We start from the raw sequence: 24,664 nt of genomic DNA, 5'->3' as shown, positions 1-24,664 counted from the left end.
CGGGAGGCGGAACGCCCGGTTCGCCCCACGGTCGCCGCGAAAGAATCCGTATACGGTGTCGGCATGAGCTCCAGCTTCCCCATCCTCTACATCGCCGAGGCCGACGCCGAGGCGGCGGTGCTGTCTTCCGGGGCCCTGGCCTGTCTGGTCGACAGCCTGCCCCAGGCCGCGTTCACGGTGGTGGGATCGGCCGCCTCGGCGCCCCTGTTCGCCGATACGCCGCGCCTGGACCGGCTGATCGTGATGGACGGCAACGGCCGCTTCGAATGGATCGCCCTGTGGAACCAGGTGCGCCAGACACGCTGGGGCCTGGTGGTCGATCAGCGCGGCACGCGGTTCTCCGAGCGGCTGCGCCGTCAGAAGCGGGCCGTGAAGGGACCGCCGCGCCCCGGCATGCACGCGGTCGAGGACGCCGCCTATGCCCTGCACCTGGACGACGTGCCTGCGCCCCGGCTGTTCCTCGGCGACGAGACGCGCGCCGCCGCCCAGGCCCTCGTCGGCGACGATCCGGCTCCCATCCTGGCGGTCGGGCCGGGCGCCGACTGGATCGGCAAGCGCTGGCCGGCCGAACGCTACTCCAAGATCGCCGCGCCCCTACTGGCGGACGACGGGCCCCTGGCCGGGGGTCGTCTGATGATCGTAGGCGAGGAGGCGGACCGAGACCTGGCTCACACCATTCGACTGGCGGTACCGCGCGCCCGAGTGATCGAACTTCAGGGCCGGCTCACCCGGCTTCAGACGGCGGCGGCCCTGTCGCACGCGGCCCTCTACATCGGCGCGGACTCGATCTGGACCCAGCTGGCCGTCGCGGCGGGCGTCCCGACCATCGGCGTCTATGGTCCTTCGGACGACAGCCGCGTCGGCCCTTGGGGCGGCGTCTCCATTCGCGGCGAACGCTTATACGACGAGTTTCGGGCCGTGGATCCGCACCTCAACCAGGCCATCCAGCACATGATGGGCCTGCCCGCCGAGCGGGTTCTCAAGGCCGCGCGGGCGCTGCTCGAAAAAAATCGCGCCGCTCAATCCGGCGCCGCTTGAAACCCCCTTATAATGGCTGCCTGAAACCGAGCGCCGGACGGCCGGATTCGCACGTTTCAGACGTTTCAGACTCTGTTTTCGCCAAGGGAAGAGCCGCCTCGTGACCCAGACCTATGACCTGATCGTCCGTGGCGGAGAGGTGGCCAACCACGCCGGGCGCGGGATGGCCGACGTCGGCGTCGTCGACGGCCGCATCGCCCGGATCGGCGACCTGTCCCAGGCCTCGGCCGGCCAGGTGCTGAACGCGACGGGCCTGACGGTCCTGCCCGGCGTCATCGACACCCAGGTCCATTTCCGCGAGCCGGGGCTGGAGTGGAAGGAAGATCTGGAGACGGGCAGTCGCGCGGCGGCGTTGGGCGGCGTCGTCGCCGTGTTCGAAATGCCGAACACCGAGCCCAACACGACCGATCCCGACACCCTGGCCGACAAGCTGGCCCGAGCCCGCGACCGGATGTGGACCGACCACGCCTTCTACGTCGGCGGCACCCACGCCAATGCCGATCACCTGGGCGAACTGGAACGTCTGCCCGGCTGCTGCGGGATCAAGGTCTTCATGGGGGCCTCGACGGGCGATCTTCTGATCGCCGACGACGACGGCGTCCGAAAGGTGCTGAACGCGGTCGCCCGCCGTGCCACCTTTCATTCCGAGGACGAATACCGCCTCGCCGAGCGTCGCCCGCTCGCCCGCCCCGGCGACTGGACCAGCCATCCCGAGGTCCGCGACGCCGAAAGCGCCATCATGAGCACCCGCCGGCTGGTGCGCCTGGCGAAGGAGACGGGCAAGCGCATCCATGTGCTGCACGTCTCCACCGCCGAGGAGATCGAATTTCTGGCCCATCACAAGGACGTCGCCACGGTCGAGGTCACGCCCCAGCACCTGACGATCGACGGCGACGAGGCCTATGCCCGGCTGAAGGGCAATGCCCAGATGAACCCTCCGATCCGCAACGCCCATCATATCGCCGGCCTCTGGCGCGGCATCGATCAGGGCGTGGTCGATGTGCTCGGCTCCGACCATGCGCCTCACACGAAAGAGGAAAAGGCCAAGCCCTATCCCGCCTCGCCGTCCGGCATGCCCGGCGTCCAGACCCTGGTCCCGGTGATGCTGACCCATGTGGCGCAGGGCCGGATGACGCTGGAACGGTTCATCGACCTGACCTCGGCCGGGGCCCAGCGCGTCTTCCAGACCGCCAACAAGGGCCGTCTCGCCGAGGGCTACGACGCCGACCTGACCCTGGTGGACCTCAAGGCCCGCCGCGTGATCCGCCACGAGGACATGGCCAGCCGCTGCGGCTGGACCCCCTTCGACGGGTTCGAGGCCACCGGCTGGCCCATGGCGACCATCGTGCGCGGCCGGATCGTGATGCAGGACGGCGATCTCATCGGCACAGCCCACGGCCGCCCCGTGCGCTTCCAGGAGACGCTGTCTGTCTAGATGGAGAAGCTGACGCCGCAGCCGCAGCTGGTGGCCGCGTTCGGGTTGCGGATCACGAACTGGGCACCGGCCAGTTCGTCGACGAAGGCGATCTCGGATCCCTTCAGAAAGGGCACGGACACGGGATCGACCAGGGCGGTCTGTCCCCCGGCCTCGACCCGCAGGTCGTCCGGCTCGGTGGTGTTCACGAGGTCGAGCTGGTACTGGAAGCCCGAGCAGCCGCCGCCCTCGACGGCGACGCGCAGCATCACGGGATGCCCCTCGATCTCGCCGAGCTTCGCCAGACGACGCGCGGCGCTGTCGGCGAGCACGATGCCTTCGGGCGATCGTGTGGCGATCTTCAACTCCAGCGGGGCGGTTTGGACGGCGGTCATGACTGTCTATATGAGGCCGCCCCGCCCGGTTCGCAAAGCCCGGCCTTCCGGAATCCGCCCTTGAGCCAGCTTCCTGCCCGCGCGCCCTATGCCGAGACCGCCGAAGCCTCGCGCGGCCGTCTGGTCCCGGAGGCCCCCAGCCGGACCCGAAACGCCTTCGCCCGCGATCGCGACCGGATCATCCACTGCACGGCCTTTCGCCGTCTGAAGGAGAAGACCCAGGTCTTCGTGGCGCACGAGGGCGATCACTATCGCACCCGCCTGACGCACAGCCTGGAGGTCAGCCAGATCGCCCGGTCCCTGGCCCACGCCCTGCGGCTGGACCAGGACCTGGCCGAGACGGTCGCCCTGGCCCATGACCTGGGCCATCCGCCGTTCGGCCATGCGGGCGAGGACGAACTCCAGGCCCAGATGCAGCCCTGGGGCGGGTTCGACCACAACGTCCAGACCTTCCGCGTCGTGACCAAGCTGGAGACCCGGTATCCGGTCTTCGACGGGCTGAACCTGAGCTGGGAGACGCTGGAGGGCGTGGTCAAGCACAACGGCCCGGTGACCCACAAGCTGGACGAGCCGGCCTGGAAGGCCATCGCCGACTTCGCGCCGGGCTGGGACCTGCGGCTGGACAGCTTCGCCTCGCTGGAGGCCCAGGCCGCCGCGATCGCCGACGACATCGCCTACAACAACCACGATGTGGACGACGGGGTGCAGGCGGGCCTGTTCACCCTCGCCGACCTCGCCGACGTGCCCCTGATCGGGCCGGTGCTGCACGCGACGCGGGCCGACTGGCCCGACCTGTCCGAGCGCATGCTACGTCTGGAGGCCGTGCGGCGCATGATCGGCGTCATGATCGACGACGTCCTGGCCGAGACCGAGCGTCGGCTGGCCGAGGACGGCATCGGCACCCGCGAGGATGTCCGGGCCGCACGGCGAACCCTGGTGCAGTTCTCGGACGGGATGCTGGCGGATCTGGGCCAGCTGCGCCGGTTTCTGTACGAGCGGATGTATCGGCACTACCGGGTCAATCGCACCCGCAGCCAGGCGCGGCGCATCCTGGCCGAGATGTTCCATCTGTTCATGGCCGAGCCCGAGGTCATGCCGACCGAATGGGGCGCGCGGGCGGCGTCGGACGATCCGCATCGCCGGGCCCGCGCTGTCTGCGACTACATCGCCGGGATGACGGATCGCTTCGCCATCGAGGAGCACAGAAAGCTGTTCACCCTCGACCTCGCCCTCGATCTGTGATTCTTCGATCGGGGCTGAGGGGTTAGACTGCGGGGTCGGAGCGTCGATTCGCGCCGGCCCCCAAGCGAGGCGCAATCATGTCCTACGACGACGACAATCGGCCCAGAGATCATGGGCAGAGGGACCGGGGCGCCTACACGCCGCCGACGGACGACGACCTGCCGTTCAACCGGGGTGGCTTCGACGCGCGCCGGGCCCCGCCGTCGAAGGCACCCCCCGTGACCCTGCTGGTCAGCGCCGGGGTGCTGCTCGTTCTGATCATCGCGGTGGTGCTGTTCTATCGATCCGGGTTGCGTTCCTCGACGGATGCCCCCCCGGCTGTCGGCACGCCCGTCGCCCAGATGAAGGTCGAGGCTCCCCTCGAGGCCCAGCCCGTCGATCCCGAGGCCGGGGTCGGCCTTTACGACGAGACCTCCGAGACCCCGACCACGCCCGAATTCGCGCCGCCGCCGGAGACGCCGCTGCCTCGGCCAGCCCCGGCCCAGTCCACGCCAGTTCCCTTGGTCAGGACCCCGCCGAGCGCGCCCGAGCGACCCGCGCCTGAGCCTGCAGCGCCTCAAGCGCCCGTCGCGACCGGCGCGGGTGGCAACGCCGCCGTCCAGATCGGAGCCTACTCCTCGACCGCCGTGGCGGACCGCGAATACGCCGCCGTCGCCGCCCGCTTCCCCAGCTTCGCCAGGAACGCGACCAAGCGGGTGCAGGAGGTGACGGCCTCGAACGGCTCGACGGTGTACCGGACCACCTTCACCGGTCTGTCGGCGGATGACGCCCGTGCCTTCTGCGCCGCCATCCAGGCGGGCGGCGGCGACTGTCTGGTGCGATAGGCGATTGTCCAGCGCGGCCATTTACGGCTGTTCCGGCACGGTTCTGACCGAGGCCGAGCGCGCGTTCTTCGCCGAGGTCCAGCCTTGGGGCTTCATCCTGTTTCGGCGCAACGTCGAGAGCCCGGAACAGGTCCTGCGCCTGACCGACGCGCTGCGCGCCAGCGTCGGCTGGGACTGCCCTGTCCTGGTCGATCAGGAGGGCGGCCGGGTCCAGCGGCTGGGTCCGCCGCATTGGCAGAAATACCCGCCGGGCGAGGCCTATCTGAAAGCCGCCAACGATCCGTTCACCGCCCGCGCCCTGGCCTGGCTGGGTGGGCGGCTGATGGCCCATGATCTGAGGGCCGTAGGCATCAACGTCGACTGCGCCCCGGTTCTGGACGTGCCGACGCCGGGGGCCCACGACATCATCGGCGACCGCGCCTTCGCCCAGGATCCGGCCCAGGTCGCCCAGTTGGGCCGAGCCATGGCCGAAGGGCTGATGGCCGGAGGGGTGCTGCCTGTCATCAAGCACATGCCGGGCCACGGCCGCGCCTTCGCAGACAGCCACAAGGAACTGCCGACCGTCCACGCCGATCTGGATCATCTGGACGCCTGGGACTTCGCGCCGTTCAAGGCCCTGTCGGACATGCCCATCGGGATGACGGCCCACATCGTCTTTCCCGCCATCGACAAGAAGCGTCCCGCCACCCAGTCGAAGAAGGCGATCAAGCTGATCCGCGAGCGGCTGGGTTTCGGCGGCCTGCTGCTGTCCGACGACCTGTGCATGAACGCCCTCAGCGGCAGCTTGACCGAGCGGGCGGAGACATCGCTCAAGGCCGGGTGCGATCTCGTCATCCACTGGACCGGCGACATGGCCGAGATGGAGCAGGTCGCGGGGGGCGTCGGCAAGCTGAAGGGCGGGGCGGCCCGGCGCGCGGCGGCGGCCCTGGCCCGGATCGTCCACACGCCCGAACCTCTGGACACGGTCGAGGCCCGCGACCGCTTCCACGCCATGCTGGTCGGCCGACTGACGGCGGCTCAGGGGCCGGACGTCGGCGAGGCCCAGGCCCCAGCCTCACGTCGCGCGACGCGCGAAAGGCCGAACTAGGCCATGACCGAGGCCTTTCAGCCCAACCTGGACTTCACCGCCGTCGAGGAGGTGGATGCGCGCGATGCCTTTGTCGTCGATCTGGATGGCTACGAAGGCCCCCTGCACGTCCTTCTGGCCTTGGCCCGAACCCAGAAGGTCGATCTGCTGAAACTGTCGATCACCCGGTTGGCGGAACAGTATCTGGCCTTCGTTCATGAGGCGCGGCGCCGGAATTTCTCGCTGGCGGCCGACTACCTCGTGATGGCGTCCTGGCTGGCCTATCTGAAGTCGCGCCTGCTGCTGCCCCGCACCGAGAAGGGCAAGGGCGACGAACCGCCCGCCGAGGAGATGGCGGCGGCCCTGGCGTTCCGGCTGCAAAAGCTGGAGGCGATGCGAAAGGCGTCCGACGCCCTGATGGCCCGACCCCAGCTGAAGCGCGACGTGTTCACACGAGGCGACCCGGAGGCGACGGTGATCGTGCCATCGGACCGGATCGACGCCAGCCTGTATGAGCTGATGGCCGCCTATGTCGGCCAGCGCCGCAAGGATCAGGCGCGGCACTACAATCCGACCCAGCGGGTGGAAGCCTTCGCCCTCGAGGAGGCGCGCGACTGGCTGCGCGACATCCTGCCCCGCCTCGCCGACTGGACGCCGCTGGAGCGGGTCGCGCCGGTCCGTGACGAAGGGCCGGGGCCCAGCCAGGCCAGTTTCACCGCCTCCACCCTGTCGGCCAGTCTGGAGCTGGTTAAGGAGGGGGCCATGGACGTGCGCCAGGAGTGGGCCTTCGAAGAACTGTGGCTCAAGCGGCGCGGCCAAGGCCCTGGGCTGGGTCAGCCGCTGGAGCTGACGCCGTGACTTCTCCTTTTCCCGCTCATCCCCGCGAAAGCGGGGACCCAGTGCTTTGGGCGATGATCGTTCTTGACCGAAGTCTCATCGTCGATCCCAGATATCTTGCCTCACTTAAGGACCGGGTCCCCGCTTTCGCGGGGATGAGCGGTGATCTGTGAGCATCCAGTTCGCCCCCGACGAGGCAGAGATCGAACGCCGGGTCGAGGCTCTGCTGTTCGCTGCCGCCGGGCCCCTGTCGGCCGCCGACATCGCGCGCCGCCTGCCCGAAGGAGCCGATGTCGGCCGGGCCATCGCCTCGCTTCGCGTCCGTTACGAGGGGCGGGGCGTGGAGCTGGAATGCGTGGCCGAGCGCTGGCGTTTTCGTACCGCTCCGGACCTGTCCTTCATGATGACGGAGGAACGCGAGGAGCCGCGCCGTCTGTCAAAGGCCGCGCTCGAGACCCTGGCCATCATCGCCTATCACCAGCCGGTCACTCGCGCCGAGATCGAGAGCGTGCGGGGCGTGTCCATCTCCAAGGGGACGCTGGACCTGCTTCTCGAGATGGGCTTCGTGCGTCTGAGGGGACGCAGGCGGACGCCGGGTCGGCCCGTGACCTATGCCACCGCCGACCGGTTCCTGGAGCATTTCGGCCTGGCCAGTCTGTACGATCTGCCGGGCGCGGCCGAGATGAAGGCGGCGGGATTGCTGGACCTGTCGCTGCCCACCGGCTTCGAAGTTCCGGACCCGTCCCGCGCCGGCGCCGACGACGAGGACCCGATCGAGGACGGGGACGCCCCCGAGTTCGCCCAGGACTTCGTCGGCGACTGAACCAATCCGCAGCTTGACCGTTTCCTCGCCGAACATCGTCCGAGGAGAAGTCCCTATGCGTATGCTGATCGCCGCCGGAGCCGCCGCCTTGGCGCTGGCCGCCTGCACCCCCGCCGCCGAGGAACCGGCTACCGCGCCCGCCGAGGGGGAGGTCTCGTCGACCACGGCGCCGGCCGTTGGGGGACCGATCGAGCTGCCCACCGACGGCGGCGTCACGCCCGCGCCGGAGTCGATGGACGACGCCTCGGCCGAGGACGTCGCCGCGCCCGCTTCGCCGGCAGAAGCCGCGGCCCTGTCGGGTGGCGAAGAGCCCGCTCCGAAGAGCTGACGCCCGGCTGACGACTCAGGCCGTCGGCGCTCAGGCCGTCAGCGCTCTGGGCAGTTTGAAGGTCACCGTCTCGGGCTCGCCCGGATCGTCGGCCAGGGTGACGTCGAAGCGCGATCTCAGCGCATCGACGACCCCCTGAACCAGCGGTTCTGGGGCCGATGCGCCGGCCGTGACCCCGACGGTCGACACGCCATCCAGCCAGCCCCAGTCCAACTGTGACGCGTCGTCCAGCAGGCGGGCGTCGCGCGCACCCGCCTTCAGCGCCACCTCGACCAGCCGCACCGAGTTGGACGAGTTCTTCGACCCGACCACCAGCACCAGGTCCGATCCGTCGGCCAGCCGCTTGACGGCCTCCTGACGGTTGGTCGTGGCGTAGCAGATGTCTTCCTTGTGCGGGTCGGGCAGTTCCGGGAACCGCCGTTTCAGCGCGGCCACGATCTCGGCCGTGTCGTCCAGGGACAGGGTCGTCTGGGTGGCATAGGCCAGCCTCTGACCCCCGGGACGCTGAAACGCCTCCGCGTCCTCGACGGTCTCGACCAGGCTGATCGCGCCCTCGGGCAACTGGCCCAGGGTGCCGACGACCTCGGGGTGGCCGGCATGGCCGATCAGGATGATGTGCTTGCCGTTGGCATGGTGGCGCTCGGCCTCGACGTGGACCTTGGAGACCAGGGGGCAGGTGGCGTCCAGGAACAGCAGCTCGCGTGAGCGCGCGGTCGCCGGAACCGACTTGGGCACGCCGTGGGCCGAAAACACGACCGGCCGGTCGTCCGGGCACTGGTCAAGCTCCTTGACGAAAACCGCGCCCAGCCCCTTGAGCCGGTCGACGACATGCTTGTTGTGGACGATCTCGTGGCGGACATAGACCGGCGCGCCGAACTTCTCGATGGCCCGCTCGACGATCTGGATGGCCCGGTCCACGCCGGCGCAGAAGCCGCGCGGCGTGGCCATCCGTACCGTGAGGGGGCGCAAGGTCGGGGCGGTCGTCGAAGCCGGAGACAGGGTGGTAGCGTCCATGTCCTCAACCTAGTCGCTTCGAGGCCACACCGCCACCGCCGGGCGGCGTCGCGACGTTTGCGACGCCTCGCTTTAGCCGCTATCAGGCGAGAAGCCTGACCGCGTTCCGTCAGCGCCTGATTTCCGGATATCTCGAATGCGCCTTGCGACCGCCGCCCTCGCCGCTTTTGCGGTCCTCGCCTCGGCCACGGTGGCCTCGGCTCAGCAGAGCTCCGGCCCGGCCCAGCGTCAGCGCGAGCGCGAGGCGCGCGATCAGGCTGAGGAGCAGCAGCGCGCACCGCGTCTGGGCCGCCTGCGCGCCGTGCCGAACGCGGGACCGTGTCCGTTCGTGAAGATCCTCTACGACGCCGCCCGCTATGTGGAACTGGAAGAGGGGCGGACCGCGGCCTCGGCCGTCGGCTACACCGGAGAGATCGAGGGTGTAACGGCGGGCTGCGCCTATCAGTCCGATGAGCCGATCACGGTTCAGGCCAACATCCTTTTCAACCTCGGCCGGGGGCCCCAGGCGGGTGATGATCGCCGCACCTATCGCTACTGGATCGCCGTGACCGAGAGGAACGAGGCGGTGCTGGCCAAGGAATACTTCGACTTGCCCGTCGATTTCGACGGCCAGCGCACGGCTTCGGTTGAACAGGGCCAGACGGTGGTCATTCCCCGTGCGACCGCCGAAACCAGCGGCGGCAATTTCGAGGTTCTGATCGGCTTCGACGTGACGCCCGAGATGGCCGACTTCAACCGGTCGGGCAGCCGGTTCCGCATCAACGCCGGCACGGCGTCGGCGGCGACGCCCCCCGCCGAATGACCGACCTCAGAACGGAACTGGGCGAAGCGGTCGCGGCCGCCTTCGCCGCCGAAGGCGTGGACGCAGGGCTGGCGCGCGTCACCGTGTCGGACCGGCCGGACCTGGCCGACTTCCAGTCCAACGGAGCCCTGGCCGCCGCCAAGGCGCTGAAGCTCAATCCGCGCGAGCTGGCGACCCGCGTCGCGGCGCGGCTGGACGGCGATCCCCGATTGTCCGCCGTGGAAATCGCCGGACCGGGCTTCGTCAATCTGAAGGTCGCCGAAGCCACCCTGGCGAACCGCGCCCAGGTCGTGGCCGATGACGCCGCGATGGCGGGGGCCTCTCCGGTCGCGGAGCCTCGCCGGGTCATCATCGACTTCGCCGGGCCGAACGTGGCCAAGCCGATGCATGTCGGCCATCTGCGCTCGTCGATCATCGGCGAGAGCCTGAAGCGGCTGTTCCGGTTCCGGGGTGACACGGTCTGGGGCGACGCCCATTTCGGTGACTGGGGTTTCCAGATGGGCCTGCTGATCGTCGCGGTCGGCGACGAGGCCGACCAGCATCCGGGAGCCAACGCCTTCCTGGCCGAGGGCGACGGGCCGTTCCCGCATGAGAGCCCGGTGACGCTGGAGGACCTTGAGCGGCTGTATCCGCAGGCGGCGGCCAAGGCCAAGGAAGACACCGCCTTCCGCGACCGCGCCCGCAAGGCGACGGCGGAGCTTCAGGCCGGCCGCCCCGGCTACCGCGCCCTGTGGCGGCATTTCGTGGCGGTCAGCCGCACGGCGCTGGAACGCGAGTTCGCGGCTCTCGGCGTCACCTTCGATCTTTGGAACGGCGAAAGCGACGCCGACCCCCTGATCCCGGCCATGGTCGAGGAGATCAAGTCGAAGGGCCTGGCCGAGTTCGACCAGGGCGCCTGGATCATCCGGGTCGTCGAGGAGGGCGACAAGCGCGAGCTGCCGCCCCTGCTGCTGGTCTCGTCCGAAGGCTCGGCCATGTACGGCACGACCGACCTGGCCACGATCCTTCAACGCCGCCGCGAGCAGGATTTCGAGCTGGTCCTTTACTGCGTCGACGCGCGTCAGGCCGACCATTTCGAACAGGTGTTCCGGGCCGCCTACAAGTGCGGCTACGCCAGGCCCGGCCAGCTGGAACACGCCGCCAACGGCACGATGAACGGTGCCGACGGCAAGCCCTTCAAGACCCGCGCAGGCGGGGTGTTGAAACTGCACGACCTGATCACCCAGGCCCGCGACAAGGCCCGCGAGCGGCTGCGCGAGGCCGAGCTGGGCACCGATCTGCCCGCGGTCGAGTTCGAGGACATCGCCGCCAAGGTGGCCGTCGCGGCGCTGAAGTTCGCCGACTTGTCGAACAACCGGACGACCAGCTACGTCTTCGATCTGGACCGGTTCATGAGCTTTGAGGGCAAGACCGGCCCCTATCTGCTATACCAGGCGGTCCGCATCAAATCGCTGCTTCGGAAGGCCGAGGCGCAAGGCGTCCTGCCGGGCCCCATCGTCATCGCGGAACCCGCCGAACGCGAGCTGGCCCTGACGCTCGACGCCTTCGACGCGGCGGTGTCGGACGCCTATGACCGCCGCGCGCCGCATGCCGTCGCCGAGCACGCCTATCGCCTGGCCCAGAGCTTCTCGAAATTCTACGCGGCCTGCCCTGTGCTGGCCGCCGGTGAGCCTGCGACGGTCGGATCGCGGCTGGCCCTGTCGAAGGCGGCGCTGGATCAACTGGAGACGGCGCTGCGCCTCTTGGGAATCGACGCACCCGAACGGATGTAGCGCCCGGCCTGTAGCAACGGCGCCACGGACTCGTCATCGATCGCCTGATTAACTGTGCCGTTGGGGACAGGACGAGGCCGGACATGGCGCGGTCGGGGAACAGGGGAGGCCAGACGCCGGCCGTGCGCCGCGAAGGCTATCGTCTGCCGATCTTCCGAAAGCGCGCCCGGCTCTATGTCGACGGGTTCAACCTGCATCACGCCATCCTCGAGCTGAACCGTCGCGAGCTGCTGTGGCTGGATCTGAGCGCCCTGGGACGGGCGCTGCTGCCGCCAGATGAAAGGCTGGCGGGCGTGACCTGGGTGGCGGCGCACCGGCCCCAGAGGCGGGATCGGATGGAGGCGCTGCTGGCCTATGAAGAGGCGCTGAGGGCCCGCGATGTGCGCTGCCTGCTGGGCCATTTCGTCGTCCACGCTGATCACTGCCACGCCTGTGGTAATCAGTGGATGGACGCGACCGAAAAGCAGAGCGACGTGAACCTGGCGCTGGCGGTCGCCGCCGACGCCGCCGCCGGCCGCTGCGACGTCGCCTATATCCTGACGACGGACGGCGACCACGCGGCCACGACCCGCTTTCTGCACGAGGCCTATCCCCACATCCGCGTCGTCAGCGTCGCCCCGCCGGCGCGGGGCCACAACCGCCAGCTGCTGGAATGGGCCCATGTCCGGACAGAGGTCGAGATCGGCATGCTGGAACGCTGCGGCCTGCCAGAACGTATCCTGACGCGGTCCGGCTTCGTCGAGCGGCCAGCCAGCTGGACCGGTCGAGGCGAGGCACCGCCCCCGCCGGGGCCGGAGACGCCGACGCCAGAGATCAAACGTGGACATCTGCGGCTGGTGGTGTCGAACTAGGGCCGCGCACGGAGCCCGCCCATGACCGACCTCGACGCCTTCATCGACGGCCTGCCCAAGGCCGAGCTGCATCTGCACATCGAGGGCTCGCTGGAGCCCGAACTGATGTTCGCCCTCGCGCAGAGGAACGGCGTTTCGATCCCGTTCGACAGCGTCGAGGCGGTGCGGGCGGCCTATGACTTTTCCAACCTGCAGGACTTCCTCGACATCTACTACGCGGGGGCGAACGTCCTGTTGACGCGTCAGGATTTCGAGGACCTGGCTTTCGCCTATTTCCAGCGGGCGGCGGCCGACAACGTTCGGCACGCCGAAATTTTCTTCGATCCCCAGACCCATACCGATCGCGGCGTCCCGTTCGGCGTGGTGGTCGAGGGGCTGATCGCCGGGATGGACCGGGCGAAGGCGGAACTGGGCGTGACCTCGGGCCTGATCCTCAGCTTCCTTCGGCATCTTTCGGAAGACGAGGCCTTCGCCACGCTGGAGAGGGCCAAGCCCTATCTGCATCACTTCATCGGGGTCGGGCTGGATTCGTCGGAGGTGGGGCATCCGCCGTCGAAGTTCGTCCGGGTCTTCGCCGCGGCGCGGGAGGTGGGTCTGAAACTCTGCGCCCATGCGGGCGAAGAGGGACCGCCCGCCTATGTGCACGAGGCGCTGGACCTGCTGCGCATCGACCGCATGGATCACGGCAACCGCTCGATGGAGGACGAGAGCCTGATCGCCCGCCTCGCGGCCGAGCAGATGACGCTGACGGTGTGTCCGCTGTCGAACCTCAAGCTGTGCGTCGTCAAGGACCTGAGGGATCACCCGGTCCCCGAAATGCTGAGGCGCGGGTTCCATGTGACGCTGAACTCCGACGATCCGGCCTATTTCGGCGGCTATGTGAACGAGAACTATCGCCAGCTGGCGAAGGCGGTAGGGCTGACCCGCGAGCAGGTGGTCCAGATCGCCCGCAACAGCTTCGAGGGCTCGTTCCTGAGCGAGGTCGACAAGGCAGCGCGGATCGCCGAGGTCGACGCCTACGCCGCATAGGACGACCCGCCACGCTTGACTTCCAAGCGGAGTCGGGGCCTTGGTGATCTCGCTCTCGCGGGAGAGATCGGCCCATCGCTTCGGGCCGGAGCCGAAGGCGCAACCGCCCCGGAAACGCTCAGGCAAAAGGACCGCGAGGACGTACGGACGCTGGAAAGTCACCCGCCAATCTTTTGGCATCAGGGTGCGCCGACGGAGCAAGCCGGGTCTGACCCGGCGGAATCTCTCAGGTTTCCCAGACAGCGGGGGCGCGAGGACGGCGGAGCTTTCTGCCGCGTGACGCGACCTACGAAAGTCTGACCGCATGACCGACGGCACCCTGAAGACCACGCCGCTGAACGCCGCGCACCGGGCGCTGGGCGCGCGCATGGTCGGCTTCTCCGGATACGACATGCCGGTCCAGTATGAGGGCGTGCTGGCCGAGCACCGCTGGACGCGCGAGCACGCCGGTCTGTTCGACGTGTCGCACATGGGCCAGTGCAAGATCACAGGCAGAGACGCCGTCGCCCAGTTCGAACGCTTCGTCCCCGGCGACTATCAGGCGCTGAAGGCCGGCAAGCAGAAATACTCGCTGCTGCTGAACGAGCAGGGCGGGATCATCGACGACCTGATGGCGGGCAAGCCGGATCACGACGGCCTGTTCGTCGTCGTCAACGCCGGCAACAAGGACGAGGATTTCGCCTTCTGGCGCGCCAACCTGTCGGGCGATGCGACACTGAGCGTGCTCGACGACCGCGCCCTGATCGCCGTTCAGGGACCGGAAGCCGCAGAGGTCATGGTCGCCCACGAGCCGGTGCTGGCCGAGTTCGGCTTCATGGACTGCGCCCGGCTGATGCTGTTCGGGGTCGACTGTTACGTCTCCCGTTCGGGCTACACCGGCGAGGACGGTTATGAGATCTCGGTCCCGGCCGGGGACGCCGAGCGGGTCTGGAACACGATCCTGCAGGACGCGCGGGTGAAGCCGATCGGCCTGGGCGCGCGGGATTCCCTGCGGCTCGAGGCCGGCCTGCCGCTGCATGGCCATGATATCGATCCGACGACCTCGCCGGTCGAGGGGGCCCTGACTTTCGCCCTGTCGAAATCGCGGAAGGAGGCGGCGAACTTCGACGGCGCCGAGCGGGTGCTGAAGGATCTCGCCGAAGGGCCGGCTCGCGTCCGGGTCGGCCTGCACGTCAAGGAGGGTGCCCCGGCCCGCGAAGGCGCCGAGATCGCCGACGCGGACGGCGCCGTGATCGGTCGCGTCACCTCGGGCGGGCCGTCGCCCAGCCTCGGAAAGAACATCGCCATGGGCTATGTCCCGCCGTCGCACGCGGCGCTGGGCACCGCGCTCCAGGTCATCGTGCGGGGCAAGCCTGCGGCCGCCGAGGTCGTCGCCATGCCCTTCGTCGCCCAACGCTATCACCGCAAACCCAAGTAAAGCCGTCGCCCTCGGACTTGATCCGAGGGCCGGACGATCAACCGCTCGTGCGACGGTTCTGACGCACAGCCCCCACAACACCCGATCCTCGGATCAAGTCCGAGGATGACGGAGGAGGAGAGACAGAGATGCATTTCACCAAGGATCACGAATGGGTCCGGCTGGACGGCGACGTCGCCACGGTCGGCATCACCAAGCACGCCGCCGACCAGCTTGGTGATGTCGTGTTCGTCGAGACGCCGGAAGCCGGCCGCGCCGTGTCCCAGAAGGACGGCTTCGCCGTGGTCGAGAGCGTGAAGGCGGCGTCGGACGTCTACGCCCCCGTCTCTGGCGAGGTGATCGAGGGCAACGCCGCCCTGGCCAGCGCCCCCGAGACCGTCAACGCCGACCCCGAAGGCGAGGGCTGGTTCGCCAGGATCAAGGTGTCCGACGCTTCGCAGCTGGACGGCCTGATGGACCGGGCGGCGTACGACCAGTTCCTGACGACGCTCTAACCGTCACCCTCGGGCTTGACCCGAGGGCCGGACGGTCAACCGCTCGCGCGAACGATCCAACGCACGGGCCGCACAACATCCGATCCTCGGATCAAGTCCGAGGATGACGGAGCGAGAAGACGATGCGCTACCTGCCCCTGACCTCCGATGACCGCTCCGCCATGCTGGCGGCGATCGGTGCCAAGACCATCGACGACCTGTTCGTCGACGTGCCCGCCCCTGCGCGGCGCGACGGCTTCGTCGATCTGCCCCGCGTCATGGGCGAGCTGGAGGTCGAGCGGGCGCTGAAGGCGCTGGCGGGCAAGAACACCGCGGCGGGGGACGCGCCCTTCTTCTGCGGTGCCGGGGCCTATCGCCACCATGTGCCGGCGACGGTGGATCACATCATCCAGCGGTCGGAGTTCCTGACCAGCTACACCCCCTATCAGCCCGAGATCGCGCAAGGGACGCTGCAGTACCTCTATGAGTTCCAGACCCAGGTCGCGAACCTGACCGGGATGGAGGTGGCCAACGCCTCGCTCTACGACGGCTCGACCGCCATGGCCGAGGGCGTGCTGATGGCCACGCGGGTCACACGCCGGAACAAGGCCGTGATCTCGGGCGGGGTGCATCCCCACTATGTCGCGGCGACCGAGACGGTGGTCCACGCCGTCGGCGTCGAGACCGAGGTCCTGCCCACCGCCATCGACGCCGAGGCCGACGTCATTGGCCGGATCGGGCCGGACACCGCCTGCGTGGTCGTGCAGACGCCCAACGTCTTCGGCACCGCCACCGACGTGACGAAGATCGCCGAGGCGGCGAAGGCGGCGGGGGCCCTGCTGATCGTCGTGGTCACCGAGGCCGTGTCGATGGGCCTGTTGAAATCGCCGGGCGAAATGGGTGCCGACATCGTCGCGGCCGAGGGCCAGTCGATCGGCAACGCGCTGAACTATGGCGGACCCTACGTCGGCCTGTTCGCCTGCCGGCAGTCGCTGATCCGCCAGATGCCGGGCCGTCTGTGCGGCGAGACGGTGGATGCGGACGGGGAGCGCGGCTTCGTCCTGACGCTGTCGACGCGCGAACAGCACATTCGCCGCGACAAGGCGACCTCGAACATCTGCACCAACTCGGGGCTGTGCTGCCTGGCGTTTTCGATCCACATGAGCCTGCTGGGCGAGACGGGGTTGCGCAAGCTCGCCCTGCTGAACCACGAGAAGGCGCTGGCGACGCGCGATGCGCTGGCGGCCATTGCGGGCGTCGAGGTGCTGACGCCGCGCTTCTTCAACGAGTTCGCCGTGCGCCTGCCGCGTCCCGCCGCAGAGGTGGTGGAGCGTCTGGCCGAGCACCGCGTGCTGGCCGGCGTGCCGTTCAGCCGCCTGAACCCCGGGGCCGGCATGGACGACGTCCTGCTGGTCGCCGCCACCGAGACGACGCTGGACGCCGATATCCAGATCCTGGCGAAAGCGCTGGGGAAGGTGTTGGCGGGATGACGCACTTCAACTCCGTCATCCTCGGACTTGATCCGAGGATCAGACGATCAACCCACTCGATTTCAGCCATCGAGCACGCGGTGCATCCGATCCTCGGGTCAAGCCCGAGGATGACGACGGGAGAGTAACGATGACCAGCACCATGAACACCGTCGGCCGTCCGACCGCTCCGGCTCCGTCCGCGCCGGACCATGACTACAAGCACCCGACCCTGACCGGCGGGCGCGGCCTCTTGCAGGACGAGCCCCTGATCTTCGAGGGCGACGGCTGGTTGAAGACCGGCGTCGACCTGGCCGAGCCGACGTCGGACGGCGGCGATCTGGGCGACCTGGTGCGGCGCGATCCGATCGGCCTGCCAGGGCTGAGCGAACCCGAGGCCATGCGCCACTATGTGCGGCTGAGCCAGAAGAACCACGCCATCGACCTGGCGCTGTATCCGCTCGGCTCGTGCACGATGAAGCACAATCCGCGGCTGAACGAGAAGATGGCGCGCCTGCCGGGCTTCTCCGACATCCACCCGCTGCAGCCGGTCTCGACCGTGCAGGGCGCGCTGGAGCTGATGGACACCCTGGCGCACTGGCTGAAGACCCTGACCGGCATGCCGGCGGTGGCCATGTCGCCCAAGGCGGGGGCGCATGGCGAGCTGTGCGGGCTGATGGCCATCCGCGCCGCGCACGAGGCGTCGGGCGAGCACGAGAAGCGCCGAAAGGTGCTGGTGCCGACCTCGGCCCACGGCACGAACCCAGCGACGGCCGCGTTCGTCGGCTACACCGTCGTGGAAGTCGCCCAGACCGATGACGGCCGCGTCGATGTGGCCGATCTGGCGTCCAAGCTGGGCGATGACGTGGCCGCCATCATGGTGACCAACCCCAACACCTGCGGCCTGTTCGAGCGCGACATCATCGAGATCGCGCGGCTGACGCACGAGGCCGGGGCCTATTTCTACTGCGACGGCGCCAACTTCAACGCCATCGTCGGGCGGGTGCGGCCGGGCGACCTGGGTGTCGATGCGATGCACATCAATCTGCACAAGACCTTCTCGACGCCGCACGGCGGCGGCGGGCCGGGGGCGGGGCCGGTGGTGCTGTCCGAGGCGCTGGCTCCGTTCGCGCCGGCGCCCTGGGTCGTCAATGACGGCGACGGCTTCAAGCTGGTCGAGCGGGCCGAGGACGAGGCTGTTCAGGCCTTCGGCCGCATGTGCGCCTTCAACGGCCAGATGGGCATGTTCGTGCGCGCCCTCAGCTACATGATGAGCCACGGCTCGGACGGCCTGCGACAGGTCGCCGAGGACGCGGTGCTGAACGCCAACTACATCAAGGCCCGCCTGTCGGACGTGATGAGCGCCGCCTTCCCCGACGGCCCCTGCATGCACGAGGCCCTGTTCGACGACGAGTGGCTGAAGGGCACGGAGATCACCACGCTCGACTTCGCCAAGGCGATGATCGACGAGGGCTTCCACCCCATGACCATGTATTTCCCCCTGGTCGTCCACGGGGCCATGCTGATCGAGCCGACCGAGACAGAGTCCAAGGCCGAGCTGGACCGGTTCATCAACGCCCTGCGCCTGCTGGCGGGCGCGGCCAAGGCCGGCGAGGTCGAGCGGTTCAAGGGGGCCCCCTTCCACGCCCCTCTGCGCCGTCTGGACGAGACCCGCGCCGCCCGCTCGCCCAAGCTGCGCTGGACGGCCCCGGAAGGGCACAACATGGCGGCGGAGTAGGCGGGTTTGGCGAAGCGGCCCGGCGGGACTAGATTGAGGTCATGTCGCCCGACGCCGCCATCCCCATTCTGGAGCGCCTGATCCACGGGCTGGCGGCCGTCTATGTCTTCGGCAGCGCCGCGCGTGGAGACATGCGCGCCGACAGCGATCTGGATCTGGCCATCGTCGTCGATGGAGTCTTGCCCTCGAAGGTGCGCTACGAAGCCAAGCTCGCTGTGGAGGACGCCCTCAGGATCGACGTTGATCTGGTCGATCTCGCGACCGCCTCGCCGATCCTGGGGCGGGAGGTGTTGCTTGAGGGGCGGCGGATCGCGACGCCGAACGCCCTGGTGGCCGATCTGGCCGAGATCCGCCTCATGCGGGACTATGAGGACCTCAAGGAGCGACGCAGGGGCATCGAGGCGGATATCATGACGCGCGGGCGGGTTCTCGCGTGAGCGACGACATCCTGGTGTCGAAGGCGCAGATTGTCGAACGCTGCATCGTCCGCGCTCGGGAAGAACTGGCCGGCAGCATCAATTTCGCCTCTGACTTCACGAGACAGGACGCCGCGATTCTGAACATTCAACGCGCCTGTGAAGCGACCATCGATATGGCGTTCCGGATCGTCCGGCTGAAAGGCCTGGGCGCGCCGTCGAACAGCCGTGAGGCCTTCGATCTCCTCGCGGGGGCCGGCCTAATCGATGCGCCGCTCAGCGCAGCCATGATGAAGATGGTGGGCTTCAGAAACGTCGCCGTGCATCGCTATGCCGACCTTGACCTTGATCTCGTCCAGACCGTGATCCGCGAAGGCCTGGACGACCTGGCGGCCTTCGCAGCCCTCGCGATCAGGCTTTAGCCGCCGCCCGCAACGCCATGAAGGCCGCCTTGCCGTGGACCTCGGGACCGGCGTCGTCGTCGGAGGCGAGCCAGGTCTCGGTGGCCATGCGCAGGACGCCGATCGCCGTGGTGGCGACCACGCGGGCCTGAAGGTCGTCGGGCGGCAGACGCTTCTGCGCAGCGAGGGCGGCGGCGAGGCGATGCTCCAGCATCTCGTATTTGGCGTGGTCGCCGGCCTTGAGCGCCGGGGTGTCGTGGATGAGGCGGGCGAGCGCCCGGGCCTCGGGGCCCTGGAAGTCGCCGGCCATGTCGGTCAGGGCGTGCTCGGCCATGGCCAGCAGCGGCTCGTCGGCCGGGCGGCGGGCGACGGCCGCCTCGATCAGTTCACCGAGGCCCGCCTTGGTCGAGAGAACGATGTCCTCCTTGGAGCCGAAATAGTGGAACAGGCTGCGGCGCGAGACGCCGGCGGCGATGGCGATGTCGTCCAGAGTCGTGGCCTCGAAGCCCTGGCGTGCGAACAGGGCCAGCGCCGCCTGATGGATACGGGCGTGGGTGTCGGCGCGTTTCCTTTCGCGCAGGCCGGGCTGTTCGGTCGCGGTTTGCACCTCTTGCATATTTGCACGCGGTGCAGATATGTCTAGCGACCGTTTCGGCTTCGGCCTGGACACCTAGAGGACCACTCCCATGACCTGGACCACCCGCGACATTCCCGACCAGACGGGCCGTCTGGCCATCGTGACCGGCGCCAACAGCGGCACCGGCTATGAGACCGCGCTGGAGCTGGCCCGCAAGGGAGCCGAGGTGGTCCTGGCCGTGCGCGATGTCAACCGTGGCCAGGCGGCGGCGAAGCGCATCAGGGGGCAGGTGCCCAAGGCGCGGCTGAGGGTCGAGGCGCTGGACCTGTCGAAACTGGCGTCGGTGACCGCTTTCGCGGATCGCATCCTGGCGGAGCGGCTGCCGATCCACATCCTGGTGAACAACGCGGGGATCATGGCGACGGACCGGCGCGAGGAGACGGAAGACGGATACGAACTGCAATGGGCGACCAACTATCTGGGCCATTTCGCCCTGACGGCGCGACTGATGCCCTTGCTGAAGGCCGGGCGGGCGAGGGTGGTGCAACTGTCCAGCATCATGCACCGGCAGGGACGGTTGCGATTCGAGGACCTGAACCATCGGCAGGGCTACAAGCCATGGCCTGTCTATGGGCAGACGAAGCTGGCCATGCTGATGTTCGGGCTGGAGCTGGATCGGCGGAGCCGGGCGGGCGGATGGGGGCTGACCAGCGTGGTGGCGCATCCGGGCTATGCGCGGACCGGGCTGATCGGGTCGGGGCCTCTGGGGCGTCGGCCGGTCAGCCGGGCGATGATGCAGCTGGTCTACCGGCCTTTCATCGAGCCCCTGTTCAGCCATTCGGCGGCCGACGGCGCCCTGCCGATCTTGATGGCCGCCACCGACCCCGGCGTGGGGCCCGGTGCCTTCGTCGGGCCGCAGAAGGCCAGGGAGATGAAGGGGCCGCCGGGACCCGCGAAGGCCGAGCCGCATGCCCTGGTCGAGGCGGACGCGGCGCGGCTGTTCGACATGACCGAGGCGGAACTGGGCGTGCGCTTCGCATAGGCGAAGCACGGAGATGTGAAATGCTGCCGCTTTGTCCCGGGCGAGACAGGCGTATCCTGCATGGCGCGTTATCGGAACGAAAAGAGCGTTGGGAGGCGCTGTCGTTATGATGTCACGCGTACAGAAGGGCATGGTCGCAGGCTTCGCCGCCACCGTCGCCGTATCGATCCTCGAAGCCGTCAATGTGTTCGCCGGACCCTGGGTGCAGCCGTTTCCATCGGTGGTCGCGACCCTGATCGGGATGGAAGGCAATCTGGCCGTCGGCTGGGTGGCTCACTTCCTGGCGGGCACGCTGCTGCTGGGCGCGTTGTTCGGCGTCGTCTGTCCGAAACTGCCGACCGACACGCCCGAGACCAAGGGCATCGCCTTCGCCGTGGCGGCGTGGGCGGTTCTGATGGTCGGGGTGCTGCTGTTCGGCGATCCCCGGATGTTCAACGCCGGCGGCGGCTTCGCCGTGGTCGCCTGGATGCTGGTGACGCACGTCGTCTTCGGCATCGTCATGGGCAATGTCTATGCCCGGCTGGTGAACCGCGACAAGCGCGCTCATGACATGAGCGGAGCGGCCGCGGCCCACTGATCCCGTCCCGGATCAAGTCCGGGATGACGAGGGGCGCGCCGCTAGTTCAGGCGCGTTCCGATCTGGGCGATGGCGTCGTCGAGCAGAGGGTCCGACTTGGCCCCGGCGATGCGGGCGGCCAGGATCGTCTCAGCCGCGCGGGCGGCGACGTCGGCGGCGGCGGCCTTCACCTCGGCTGTGGCCTGGGCTTCGGCCGAGGCGATGCGGCGCTCGGCCATGGCCTGACGACGGGTCAGGGCTTCTTCCAGGCGGACCTTGGCGTCGGCTTCCATGAGGCGGGCGTCGGCCTCAGCGGCGGCGAGCATCGCCTTGGCCTGGGCGTCGGCCTCGGCCTTCTCGGCGCGGATCTGGGCCAGCAGGGCCTCGGCCTCGGCGCGCAGGCGGGCGGCCTCGTCCAGTTCGGCCTGGATCTTGTTCGCCTTGGCGTCGAGTTGGCCCGCGACCAGCCTGGGCACGCCGGCGGCGATCAGGATGGCGAAGAACAGCACCAGGCCGATGCCGACCCAGAGCTCAGGGTTGGAGACGTTCCAGAAATAGGCTTCGAAGACATGGGGCATCAGACGGCTCCCTTCACAGCGGCGGCGGCCTCGGCGGCGGTCGCGGGCTTGCCGGTCAGGCGCTGGACGATGGCCTGGGCCGTGTCGGCGGCGATGGTGGAGACGTTTGTCATGGCGGCGTCGCGGGTCACGGCGATCTGGGCCTCGGCGGCCTCGATGCGGGCGTTGACCTCGGCCTCTTCGGCCTGACGACGGGCCTCGGCCTCGGCGGCGACGCGGGCCTTGGCCTCGGCGGCCATGCGGCGGCTGTCGGCGCGGGCCTGTTCGACCTCGGCCTTGGCGGCGGCGGCCTGGGTGGCGGCCTCGGCCTGGACCGATCTGGCGGTGGCGACGGCGGTGGAAATGGTGGTGGCGCGCTCGTCCATCACCCGGCGCAGACGCGGGGCGAAGACCTTGGCGATCAGCAGATAGAGGACGAAGAACAGGAACAGCAGATAGACGATCTGACCGGCCCAGACCGAGGTGTCGAACTGGGGCAGGCCGCCGGATTCGGCTTCGGTCGTCGTGGCGTAGGTTCCGCCGGTTGCGTCTGATTTTTCAGGGGCGGCCATGGTGTCCGTCTGCGTCGAGATAAGCAAAGAGGCGGTGTCCCCGCTCAGGGGAACACCGCCACTGGAAACGCCGTCGAAATCAGGCGTTGAGGATCAGGATGCCCAGCACGAAGGCCAGGATGCCCAGGGCTTCGGCCAGGGCGGCGCCCACGAACAGGTTGCCGACCTGGCTGCCGGCGGCCGACGGGTTGCGCAGCGCCCCGTTCAGGAAGTTGGCGAAGATGTTGCCCACGCCGATGGCGGAGCCGATCATGCCGAGGGTGGCCAGGCCAGCGCCGATGTATTTTGCGGCTTCAGCTTCCATGAGAGTCTAATCCTAGTTTTGGGTTTGATGGGTTGGGGCGAAGGGACGGGGCGTGGCCTTAGTGGCCATGGCCCAGGTTGACCACATCGTTGAGATAGATGGTGGCCAGAACGGCGAAGACGAAGGCCTGGAGGAAGGCCACGAGGAACTCCAGCGCGGTCAGGGCGACGACCATGGTCATCGACAGGGCCGCGATCGGCAGGGCCCAGAGGCCCAGGCCCTCGCCCGCGAAGGCCATGGCCCCCAGGCTGACGACGAAGCCGGCGAAGATCTTCAGCGCGACGTGGCCGCCCAGCATGTTGCCGAACAGACGAAGCGCCAGGGTGACCGGTCGCAACAGGAAGGACAGGAACTCGATCGCGCCGACGACCGGGCGCAGCACCAGGGGCGCGCTCGACGGCCAGAACAGCAGGAAGAAGCCCAGGCCGTGCTTCAGGATGCCGATGCCGATGACCAGCAGGATCGTCAGGACGGCGAAGGTGATCGTGACCGCCAGCTGCGAGGTGGCGGTGAAAGTCAGGAACATGCCCAGGATGTTCATGCCCAGGATCAGGGTGAACAGGGTGAAGACGAAGGGGAAATACTTGCGACCCTCGTGGCCGATGATCGAATCGGTGACGCCATCGATCATGGAGAACAGGGTCTCGCCCGCAGACTGAAGGCGGCCGGGGACGACCTTGGCGCCCGAGGTGACGGCGGTCAGGAACAGCACGACCAGGGCGAAGGCGATGGTCATGGCGACGTGGGAGTTGGTCACGGCGATCTGCTGGACGCCGAGGAAGGGCACCGCCACCTCGCCGAACTCCAGACCCGGAATCGGGTGCACTTCGAACTGTTCGATCGGATCGGCCAAGGCCTATCGCTCCTCATCATCCACGTCGTCGAAGGGAATGGACCGAGGTTCCACGCCGCTCGCCGCCGCCTGTGCCATCAGCCGCTGGGCCGTCTGCCACGCCATCCACAAAGACACGGCAAAGCCCACAAGGACCCCGCCGATCACCCCCCACGGCGCCGTTCCGGCGTAGTGGTCGATGCCGAACCCCACCGCGATCCCCAGAAAGACGCCGCCCAGCAACTGGGCGACGACCTTGTACGCCTGGCCCGCGACGGCGCGACCGGCCGCATCGGATTGGGCTTCCGAGGTTGTCCGCGCCTCCAAGTCGGATGCGGAGCGAGTGAGGCGAGCGATCGCCTCTTCGCGCGATTCCGGGGGCAGGGACATGGGTTCTTGCGCTCAAGCCCCGCCCGGCCACGCAAGGTTTTGCGGGCCCCGACAGGGGTCTGAATTCGGCGCGGAACCTATAGGGAGGGGGTCGGAAGGTCAAGGAGCCGTGATCATGGCTCAAGTTATTGATCGGGCGAGGTTTCTGTCCAGCCTGCGACGATGTCGCCCGCCGCGATGCCCTGCGCCTGAGCCGCCCGACGCGCGGCGGCCCGGGCCCTTCGCGCCTCGAAGTGGTCGTAGCGTTCGCGCAACTCGGCGCGCAGGGCCTCGATCTCGGCGGTCTGGCGCGCCGAAGGCGGGCGTTGGGGGCGCGGGGGGCGGGGGCGGGTGGAGCGGATGCGGGACATGGGTGCCTTTCGGGAGTTGGTGGGGGGCAAGGGCCTCTCCCTCCCCCTCGGGGGAGGGTGGTCGACGCGGAGCGGAGACCGGGTGGGGACGGCTGGTGATGCAGACGCCGGCATCACTGTTGCCGCGCGGGGCCG

Annotated in this window: 29 protein-coding genes and 2 riboswitches; of the genes, 20 read left to right on the top strand and 9 right to left on the bottom strand. The window is 68.7% G+C overall.

Annotation, left to right across the window (positions count from 1 at the left end; all coding sequences use genetic code 11):
* The first annotated feature begins 63 nt into the window (after nucleotides 1-63).
* Both ABN401_RS05775 and ABN401_RS05770 read left to right on the top strand, forming a co-directional pair.
* Nucleotides 64-1,038, top strand: coding sequence for a glycosyltransferase family 9 protein (locus tag ABN401_RS05775; protein ID WP_349683880.1), 975 nt, complete (start codon nucleotides 64-66; stop codon nucleotides 1,036-1,038).
* A 100-nt stretch (nucleotides 1,039-1,138) separates the two neighbouring features.
* Entirely contained in the window at nucleotides 1,139-2,473 is a 1,335-nt protein-coding gene (locus tag ABN401_RS05770; RefSeq protein WP_349683879.1) for a dihydroorotase, read from the top strand.
* On the opposite strand, the gene ABN401_RS05765 is transcribed toward ABN401_RS05770, so the two are convergent.
* The gene (locus ABN401_RS05765) at nucleotides 2,470-2,847 is read right to left on the bottom strand and encodes a HesB/IscA family protein (protein ID WP_349683878.1); all 378 of its coding nucleotides are present in this window, start codon (nucleotides 2,845-2,847) and stop codon (nucleotides 2,470-2,472) included. The two genes, ABN401_RS05770 and ABN401_RS05765, sit on opposite strands and share 4 nt — an antisense overlap.
* A 60-nt stretch (nucleotides 2,848-2,907) precedes the next feature.
* Here ABN401_RS05765 and ABN401_RS05760 point away from each other — a divergent pair, with 60 nt between their 5' ends.
* The 6 genes from ABN401_RS05760 to ABN401_RS05735 all read left to right on the top strand — a co-directional run bounded on the left by ABN401_RS05760 (nucleotide 2,908) and on the right by ABN401_RS05735 (nucleotide 7,967).
* Nucleotides 2,908-4,089 carry a deoxyguanosinetriphosphate triphosphohydrolase gene (locus ABN401_RS05760; protein WP_349683877.1) on the top strand — a complete coding sequence of 394 codons (1,182 nt, stop codon included), beginning with the start codon at nucleotides 2,908-2,910 and terminating at the stop codon, nucleotides 4,087-4,089.
* 77 nt (nucleotides 4,090-4,166) lie between these two features.
* Entirely contained in the window at nucleotides 4,167-4,913 is a 747-nt protein-coding gene (locus ABN401_RS05755) for an SPOR domain-containing protein (RefSeq protein ID WP_349683876.1), read from the top strand.
* A gap of 4 nt (nucleotides 4,914-4,917) precedes the next feature.
* The gene (nagZ, locus tag ABN401_RS05750) at nucleotides 4,918-6,000 is read left to right on the top strand and encodes a beta-N-acetylhexosaminidase (RefSeq protein WP_349683875.1); all 1,083 of its coding nucleotides are present in this window, start codon (nucleotides 4,918-4,920) and stop codon (nucleotides 5,998-6,000) included.
* A gap of 3 nt (nucleotides 6,001-6,003) precedes the next feature.
* Entirely contained in the window at nucleotides 6,004-6,837 is an 834-nt protein-coding gene (locus ABN401_RS05745) for a segregation and condensation protein A (RefSeq protein ID WP_349683874.1), read from the top strand.
* A gap of 148 nt (nucleotides 6,838-6,985) precedes the next feature.
* On the top strand, nucleotides 6,986-7,639 hold the full coding sequence (gene scpB, locus ABN401_RS05740) for an SMC-Scp complex subunit ScpB (protein ID WP_349683873.1): 654 nt from the start codon (nucleotides 6,986-6,988) through the stop codon (nucleotides 7,637-7,639).
* Nucleotides 7,640-7,694: 55 nt separating this feature from the next.
* Nucleotides 7,695-7,967 (top strand): hypothetical protein, encoded by a 273-nt coding sequence (locus ABN401_RS05735; protein ID WP_349683872.1) that lies wholly within the window; start codon nucleotides 7,695-7,697, stop codon nucleotides 7,965-7,967.
* 30 nt (nucleotides 7,968-7,997) lie between these two features.
* Here ABN401_RS05735 and ispH read toward each other — a convergent pair whose 3' ends face one another.
* Nucleotides 7,998-8,981 carry a 4-hydroxy-3-methylbut-2-enyl diphosphate reductase gene (ispH, locus tag ABN401_RS05730; protein WP_349683871.1) on the bottom strand — a complete coding sequence of 328 codons (984 nt, stop codon included), beginning with the start codon at nucleotides 8,979-8,981 and terminating at the stop codon, nucleotides 7,998-8,000.
* A gap of 136 nt (nucleotides 8,982-9,117) precedes the next feature.
* Here ispH and ABN401_RS05725 point away from each other — a divergent pair, with 136 nt between their 5' ends.
* From ABN401_RS05725 to hepT, 10 genes are all read left to right on the top strand, one after another.
* The gene (locus ABN401_RS05725; RefSeq protein ID WP_349683870.1) at nucleotides 9,118-9,783 is read left to right on the top strand and encodes a Tat pathway signal sequence domain protein; all 666 of its coding nucleotides are present in this window, start codon (nucleotides 9,118-9,120) and stop codon (nucleotides 9,781-9,783) included.
* A complete protein-coding gene (argS, locus tag ABN401_RS05720) occupies nucleotides 9,780-11,555 on the top strand; it encodes an arginine--tRNA ligase (RefSeq protein ID WP_349683869.1) in 1,776 nt (591 codons plus the stop codon). Before ABN401_RS05725 ends, argS begins: the two co-directional genes overlap by 4 nt.
* An 83-nt stretch (nucleotides 11,556-11,638) precedes the next feature.
* A complete protein-coding gene (locus ABN401_RS05715; RefSeq protein ID WP_349683868.1) occupies nucleotides 11,639-12,406 on the top strand; it encodes a PIN domain-containing protein in 768 nt (255 codons plus the stop codon).
* Nucleotides 12,407-12,427: 21 nt separating this feature from the next.
* On the top strand, nucleotides 12,428-13,435 hold the full coding sequence (locus ABN401_RS05710; RefSeq protein WP_349683867.1) for an adenosine deaminase: 1,008 nt from the start codon (nucleotides 12,428-12,430) through the stop codon (nucleotides 13,433-13,435).
* Between the two features lie 48 nt (nucleotides 13,436-13,483).
* A riboswitch (glycine riboswitch) is annotated at nucleotides 13,484-13,579 on the top strand.
* A 4-nt stretch (nucleotides 13,580-13,583) separates the two neighbouring features.
* A riboswitch (glycine riboswitch) is annotated at nucleotides 13,584-13,680 on the top strand.
* A 59-nt stretch (nucleotides 13,681-13,739) separates the two neighbouring features.
* Nucleotides 13,740-14,852 (top strand): glycine cleavage system aminomethyltransferase GcvT, encoded by a 1,113-nt coding sequence (gcvT, locus tag ABN401_RS05705; RefSeq protein WP_349683866.1) that lies wholly within the window; start codon nucleotides 13,740-13,742, stop codon nucleotides 14,850-14,852.
* Nucleotides 14,853-14,980: 128 nt separating this feature from the next.
* The gene (gene gcvH, locus ABN401_RS05700) at nucleotides 14,981-15,346 is read left to right on the top strand and encodes a glycine cleavage system protein GcvH (RefSeq protein ID WP_349683865.1); all 366 of its coding nucleotides are present in this window, start codon (nucleotides 14,981-14,983) and stop codon (nucleotides 15,344-15,346) included.
* Nucleotides 15,347-15,468: 122 nt separating this feature from the next.
* Nucleotides 15,469-16,815, top strand: a complete 1,347-nt coding sequence (gcvPA, locus tag ABN401_RS05695) for an aminomethyl-transferring glycine dehydrogenase subunit GcvPA (protein WP_349683864.1) — start codon at nucleotides 15,469-15,471, stop codon at nucleotides 16,813-16,815.
* A 130-nt stretch (nucleotides 16,816-16,945) separates the two neighbouring features.
* On the top strand, nucleotides 16,946-18,532 hold the full coding sequence (gene gcvPB, locus ABN401_RS05690; RefSeq protein WP_349683863.1) for an aminomethyl-transferring glycine dehydrogenase subunit GcvPB: 1,587 nt from the start codon (nucleotides 16,946-16,948) through the stop codon (nucleotides 18,530-18,532).
* A 41-nt stretch (nucleotides 18,533-18,573) separates the two neighbouring features.
* Nucleotides 18,574-18,969, top strand: a complete 396-nt coding sequence (gene mntA / locus ABN401_RS05685; RefSeq protein ID WP_349683862.1) for a type VII toxin-antitoxin system MntA family adenylyltransferase antitoxin — start codon at nucleotides 18,574-18,576, stop codon at nucleotides 18,967-18,969.
* Nucleotides 18,966-19,370 (top strand): type VII toxin-antitoxin system HepT family RNase toxin, encoded by a 405-nt coding sequence (hepT, locus tag ABN401_RS05680; RefSeq protein ID WP_349683861.1) that lies wholly within the window; start codon nucleotides 18,966-18,968, stop codon nucleotides 19,368-19,370. The genes mntA and hepT overlap by 4 nt, the downstream gene beginning before the upstream one ends.
* On the opposite strand, the gene ABN401_RS05675 is transcribed toward hepT, so the two are convergent.
* A complete protein-coding gene (locus ABN401_RS05675; RefSeq protein WP_432763525.1) occupies nucleotides 19,360-19,965 on the bottom strand; it encodes a TetR/AcrR family transcriptional regulator in 606 nt (201 codons plus the stop codon). The genes hepT and ABN401_RS05675 overlap by 11 nt on opposite strands.
* Nucleotides 19,966-20,035: 70 nt before the next feature.
* On the opposite strand from ABN401_RS05675, the gene ABN401_RS05670 reads away from it, so the two are divergent.
* Nucleotides 20,036-20,968, top strand: a complete 933-nt coding sequence (locus ABN401_RS05670) for an SDR family oxidoreductase (protein WP_349683859.1) — start codon at nucleotides 20,036-20,038, stop codon at nucleotides 20,966-20,968.
* A 106-nt stretch (nucleotides 20,969-21,074) separates the two neighbouring features.
* On the top strand, nucleotides 21,075-21,545 hold the full coding sequence (locus ABN401_RS05665) for a DUF6789 family protein (protein ID WP_349683858.1): 471 nt from the start codon (nucleotides 21,075-21,077) through the stop codon (nucleotides 21,543-21,545).
* A 41-nt stretch (nucleotides 21,546-21,586) separates the two neighbouring features.
* Here the strand turns inward: ABN401_RS05665 and ABN401_RS05660 are convergent, their stop codons facing one another.
* From ABN401_RS05660 to ABN401_RS05635, 6 genes are all read right to left on the bottom strand, one after another.
* Nucleotides 21,587-22,102 carry a F0F1 ATP synthase subunit B gene (locus tag ABN401_RS05660; protein WP_349683857.1) on the bottom strand — a complete coding sequence of 172 codons (516 nt, stop codon included), beginning with the start codon at nucleotides 22,100-22,102 and terminating at the stop codon, nucleotides 21,587-21,589.
* Entirely contained in the window at nucleotides 22,102-22,653 is a 552-nt protein-coding gene (locus tag ABN401_RS05655) for a F0F1 ATP synthase subunit B family protein (RefSeq protein ID WP_349683856.1), read from the bottom strand. Before ABN401_RS05655 ends, ABN401_RS05660 begins: the two co-directional genes overlap by 1 nt.
* Before the next feature lie 79 nt (nucleotides 22,654-22,732).
* Nucleotides 22,733-22,957 (bottom strand): F0F1 ATP synthase subunit C, encoded by a 225-nt coding sequence (locus tag ABN401_RS05650; RefSeq protein WP_077356178.1) that lies wholly within the window; start codon nucleotides 22,955-22,957, stop codon nucleotides 22,733-22,735.
* Nucleotides 22,958-23,015: 58 nt separating this feature from the next.
* Nucleotides 23,016-23,810, bottom strand: a complete 795-nt coding sequence (locus ABN401_RS05645) for a F0F1 ATP synthase subunit A (RefSeq protein ID WP_349683855.1) — start codon at nucleotides 23,808-23,810, stop codon at nucleotides 23,016-23,018.
* A 3-nt stretch (nucleotides 23,811-23,813) separates the two neighbouring features.
* Nucleotides 23,814-24,179, bottom strand: a complete 366-nt coding sequence (locus ABN401_RS05640; RefSeq protein ID WP_349683854.1) for an AtpZ/AtpI family protein — start codon at nucleotides 24,177-24,179, stop codon at nucleotides 23,814-23,816.
* Nucleotides 24,180-24,304: 125 nt separating this feature from the next.
* Entirely contained in the window at nucleotides 24,305-24,529 is a 225-nt protein-coding gene (locus ABN401_RS05635; RefSeq protein ID WP_349683853.1) for a hypothetical protein, read from the bottom strand.
* Nucleotides 24,530-24,664: the final 135 nt, after the last annotated feature.

The organism is Brevundimonas aurifodinae (genome assembly GCF_040195595.1).
Classification (GTDB): Bacteria; Pseudomonadota; Alphaproteobacteria; order Caulobacterales; family Caulobacteraceae; genus Brevundimonas; species Brevundimonas aurifodinae.
Note: the sequence above shows the minus strand (reverse complement) of the source record. Positions and strands in the feature narration are given on the sequence as shown.

Coding starts and splice junctions, on each gene's coding strand:
- gcvPA (WP_349683864.1), top strand. CDS start 15,469: ATGCGCTACCTGCCCCTGACCTCCGATGACCGCTCCGCCATGCTGGCG.
- gcvPB (WP_349683863.1), top strand. CDS start 16,946: ATGACCAGCACCATGAACACCGTCGGCCGTCCGACCGCTCCGGCTCCG.
- ABN401_RS05745 (WP_349683874.1), top strand. CDS start 6,004: ATGACCGAGGCCTTTCAGCCCAACCTGGACTTCACCGCCGTCGAGGAG.
- gcvH (WP_349683865.1), top strand. CDS start 14,981: ATGCATTTCACCAAGGATCACGAATGGGTCCGGCTGGACGGCGACGTC.
- ABN401_RS05775 (WP_349683880.1), top strand. CDS start 64: ATGAGCTCCAGCTTCCCCATCCTCTACATCGCCGAGGCCGACGCCGAG.
- mntA (WP_349683862.1), top strand. CDS start 18,574: ATGTCGCCCGACGCCGCCATCCCCATTCTGGAGCGCCTGATCCACGGG.
- ABN401_RS05715 (WP_349683868.1), top strand. CDS start 11,639: ATGGCGCGGTCGGGGAACAGGGGAGGCCAGACGCCGGCCGTGCGCCGC.
- ABN401_RS05650 (WP_077356178.1), bottom strand. CDS start 22,957: ATGGAAGCTGAAGCCGCAAAATACATCGGCGCTGGCCTGGCCACCCTC.
- ABN401_RS05660 (WP_349683857.1), bottom strand. CDS start 22,102: ATGCCCCATGTCTTCGAAGCCTATTTCTGGAACGTCTCCAACCCTGAG.
- ABN401_RS05640 (WP_349683854.1), bottom strand. CDS start 24,179: ATGTCCCTGCCCCCGGAATCGCGCGAAGAGGCGATCGCTCGCCTCACT.
- ABN401_RS05735 (WP_349683872.1), top strand. CDS start 7,695: ATGCGTATGCTGATCGCCGCCGGAGCCGCCGCCTTGGCGCTGGCCGCC.
- ispH (WP_349683871.1), bottom strand. CDS start 8,981: ATGGACGCTACCACCCTGTCTCCGGCTTCGACGACCGCCCCGACCTTG.
- ABN401_RS05755 (WP_349683876.1), top strand. CDS start 4,167: ATGTCCTACGACGACGACAATCGGCCCAGAGATCATGGGCAGAGGGAC.
- ABN401_RS05655 (WP_349683856.1), bottom strand. CDS start 22,653: ATGGCCGCCCCTGAAAAATCAGACGCAACCGGCGGAACCTACGCCACG.
- ABN401_RS05710 (WP_349683867.1), top strand. CDS start 12,428: ATGACCGACCTCGACGCCTTCATCGACGGCCTGCCCAAGGCCGAGCTG.
- ABN401_RS05725 (WP_349683870.1), top strand. CDS start 9,118: ATGCGCCTTGCGACCGCCGCCCTCGCCGCTTTTGCGGTCCTCGCCTCG.
- ABN401_RS05670 (WP_349683859.1), top strand. CDS start 20,036: ATGACCTGGACCACCCGCGACATTCCCGACCAGACGGGCCGTCTGGCC.
- ABN401_RS05765 (WP_349683878.1), bottom strand. CDS start 2,847: ATGACCGCCGTCCAAACCGCCCCGCTGGAGTTGAAGATCGCCACACGA.
- ABN401_RS05635 (WP_349683853.1), bottom strand. CDS start 24,529: ATGTCCCGCATCCGCTCCACCCGCCCCCGCCCCCCGCGCCCCCAACGC.
- gcvT (WP_349683866.1), top strand. CDS start 13,740: ATGACCGACGGCACCCTGAAGACCACGCCGCTGAACGCCGCGCACCGG.
- ABN401_RS05665 (WP_349683858.1), top strand. CDS start 21,075: ATGATGTCACGCGTACAGAAGGGCATGGTCGCAGGCTTCGCCGCCACC.
- argS (WP_349683869.1), top strand. CDS start 9,780: ATGACCGACCTCAGAACGGAACTGGGCGAAGCGGTCGCGGCCGCCTTC.
- ABN401_RS05675 (WP_432763525.1), bottom strand. CDS start 19,965: ATGCAAGAGGTGCAAACCGCGACCGAACAGCCCGGCCTGCGCGAAAGG.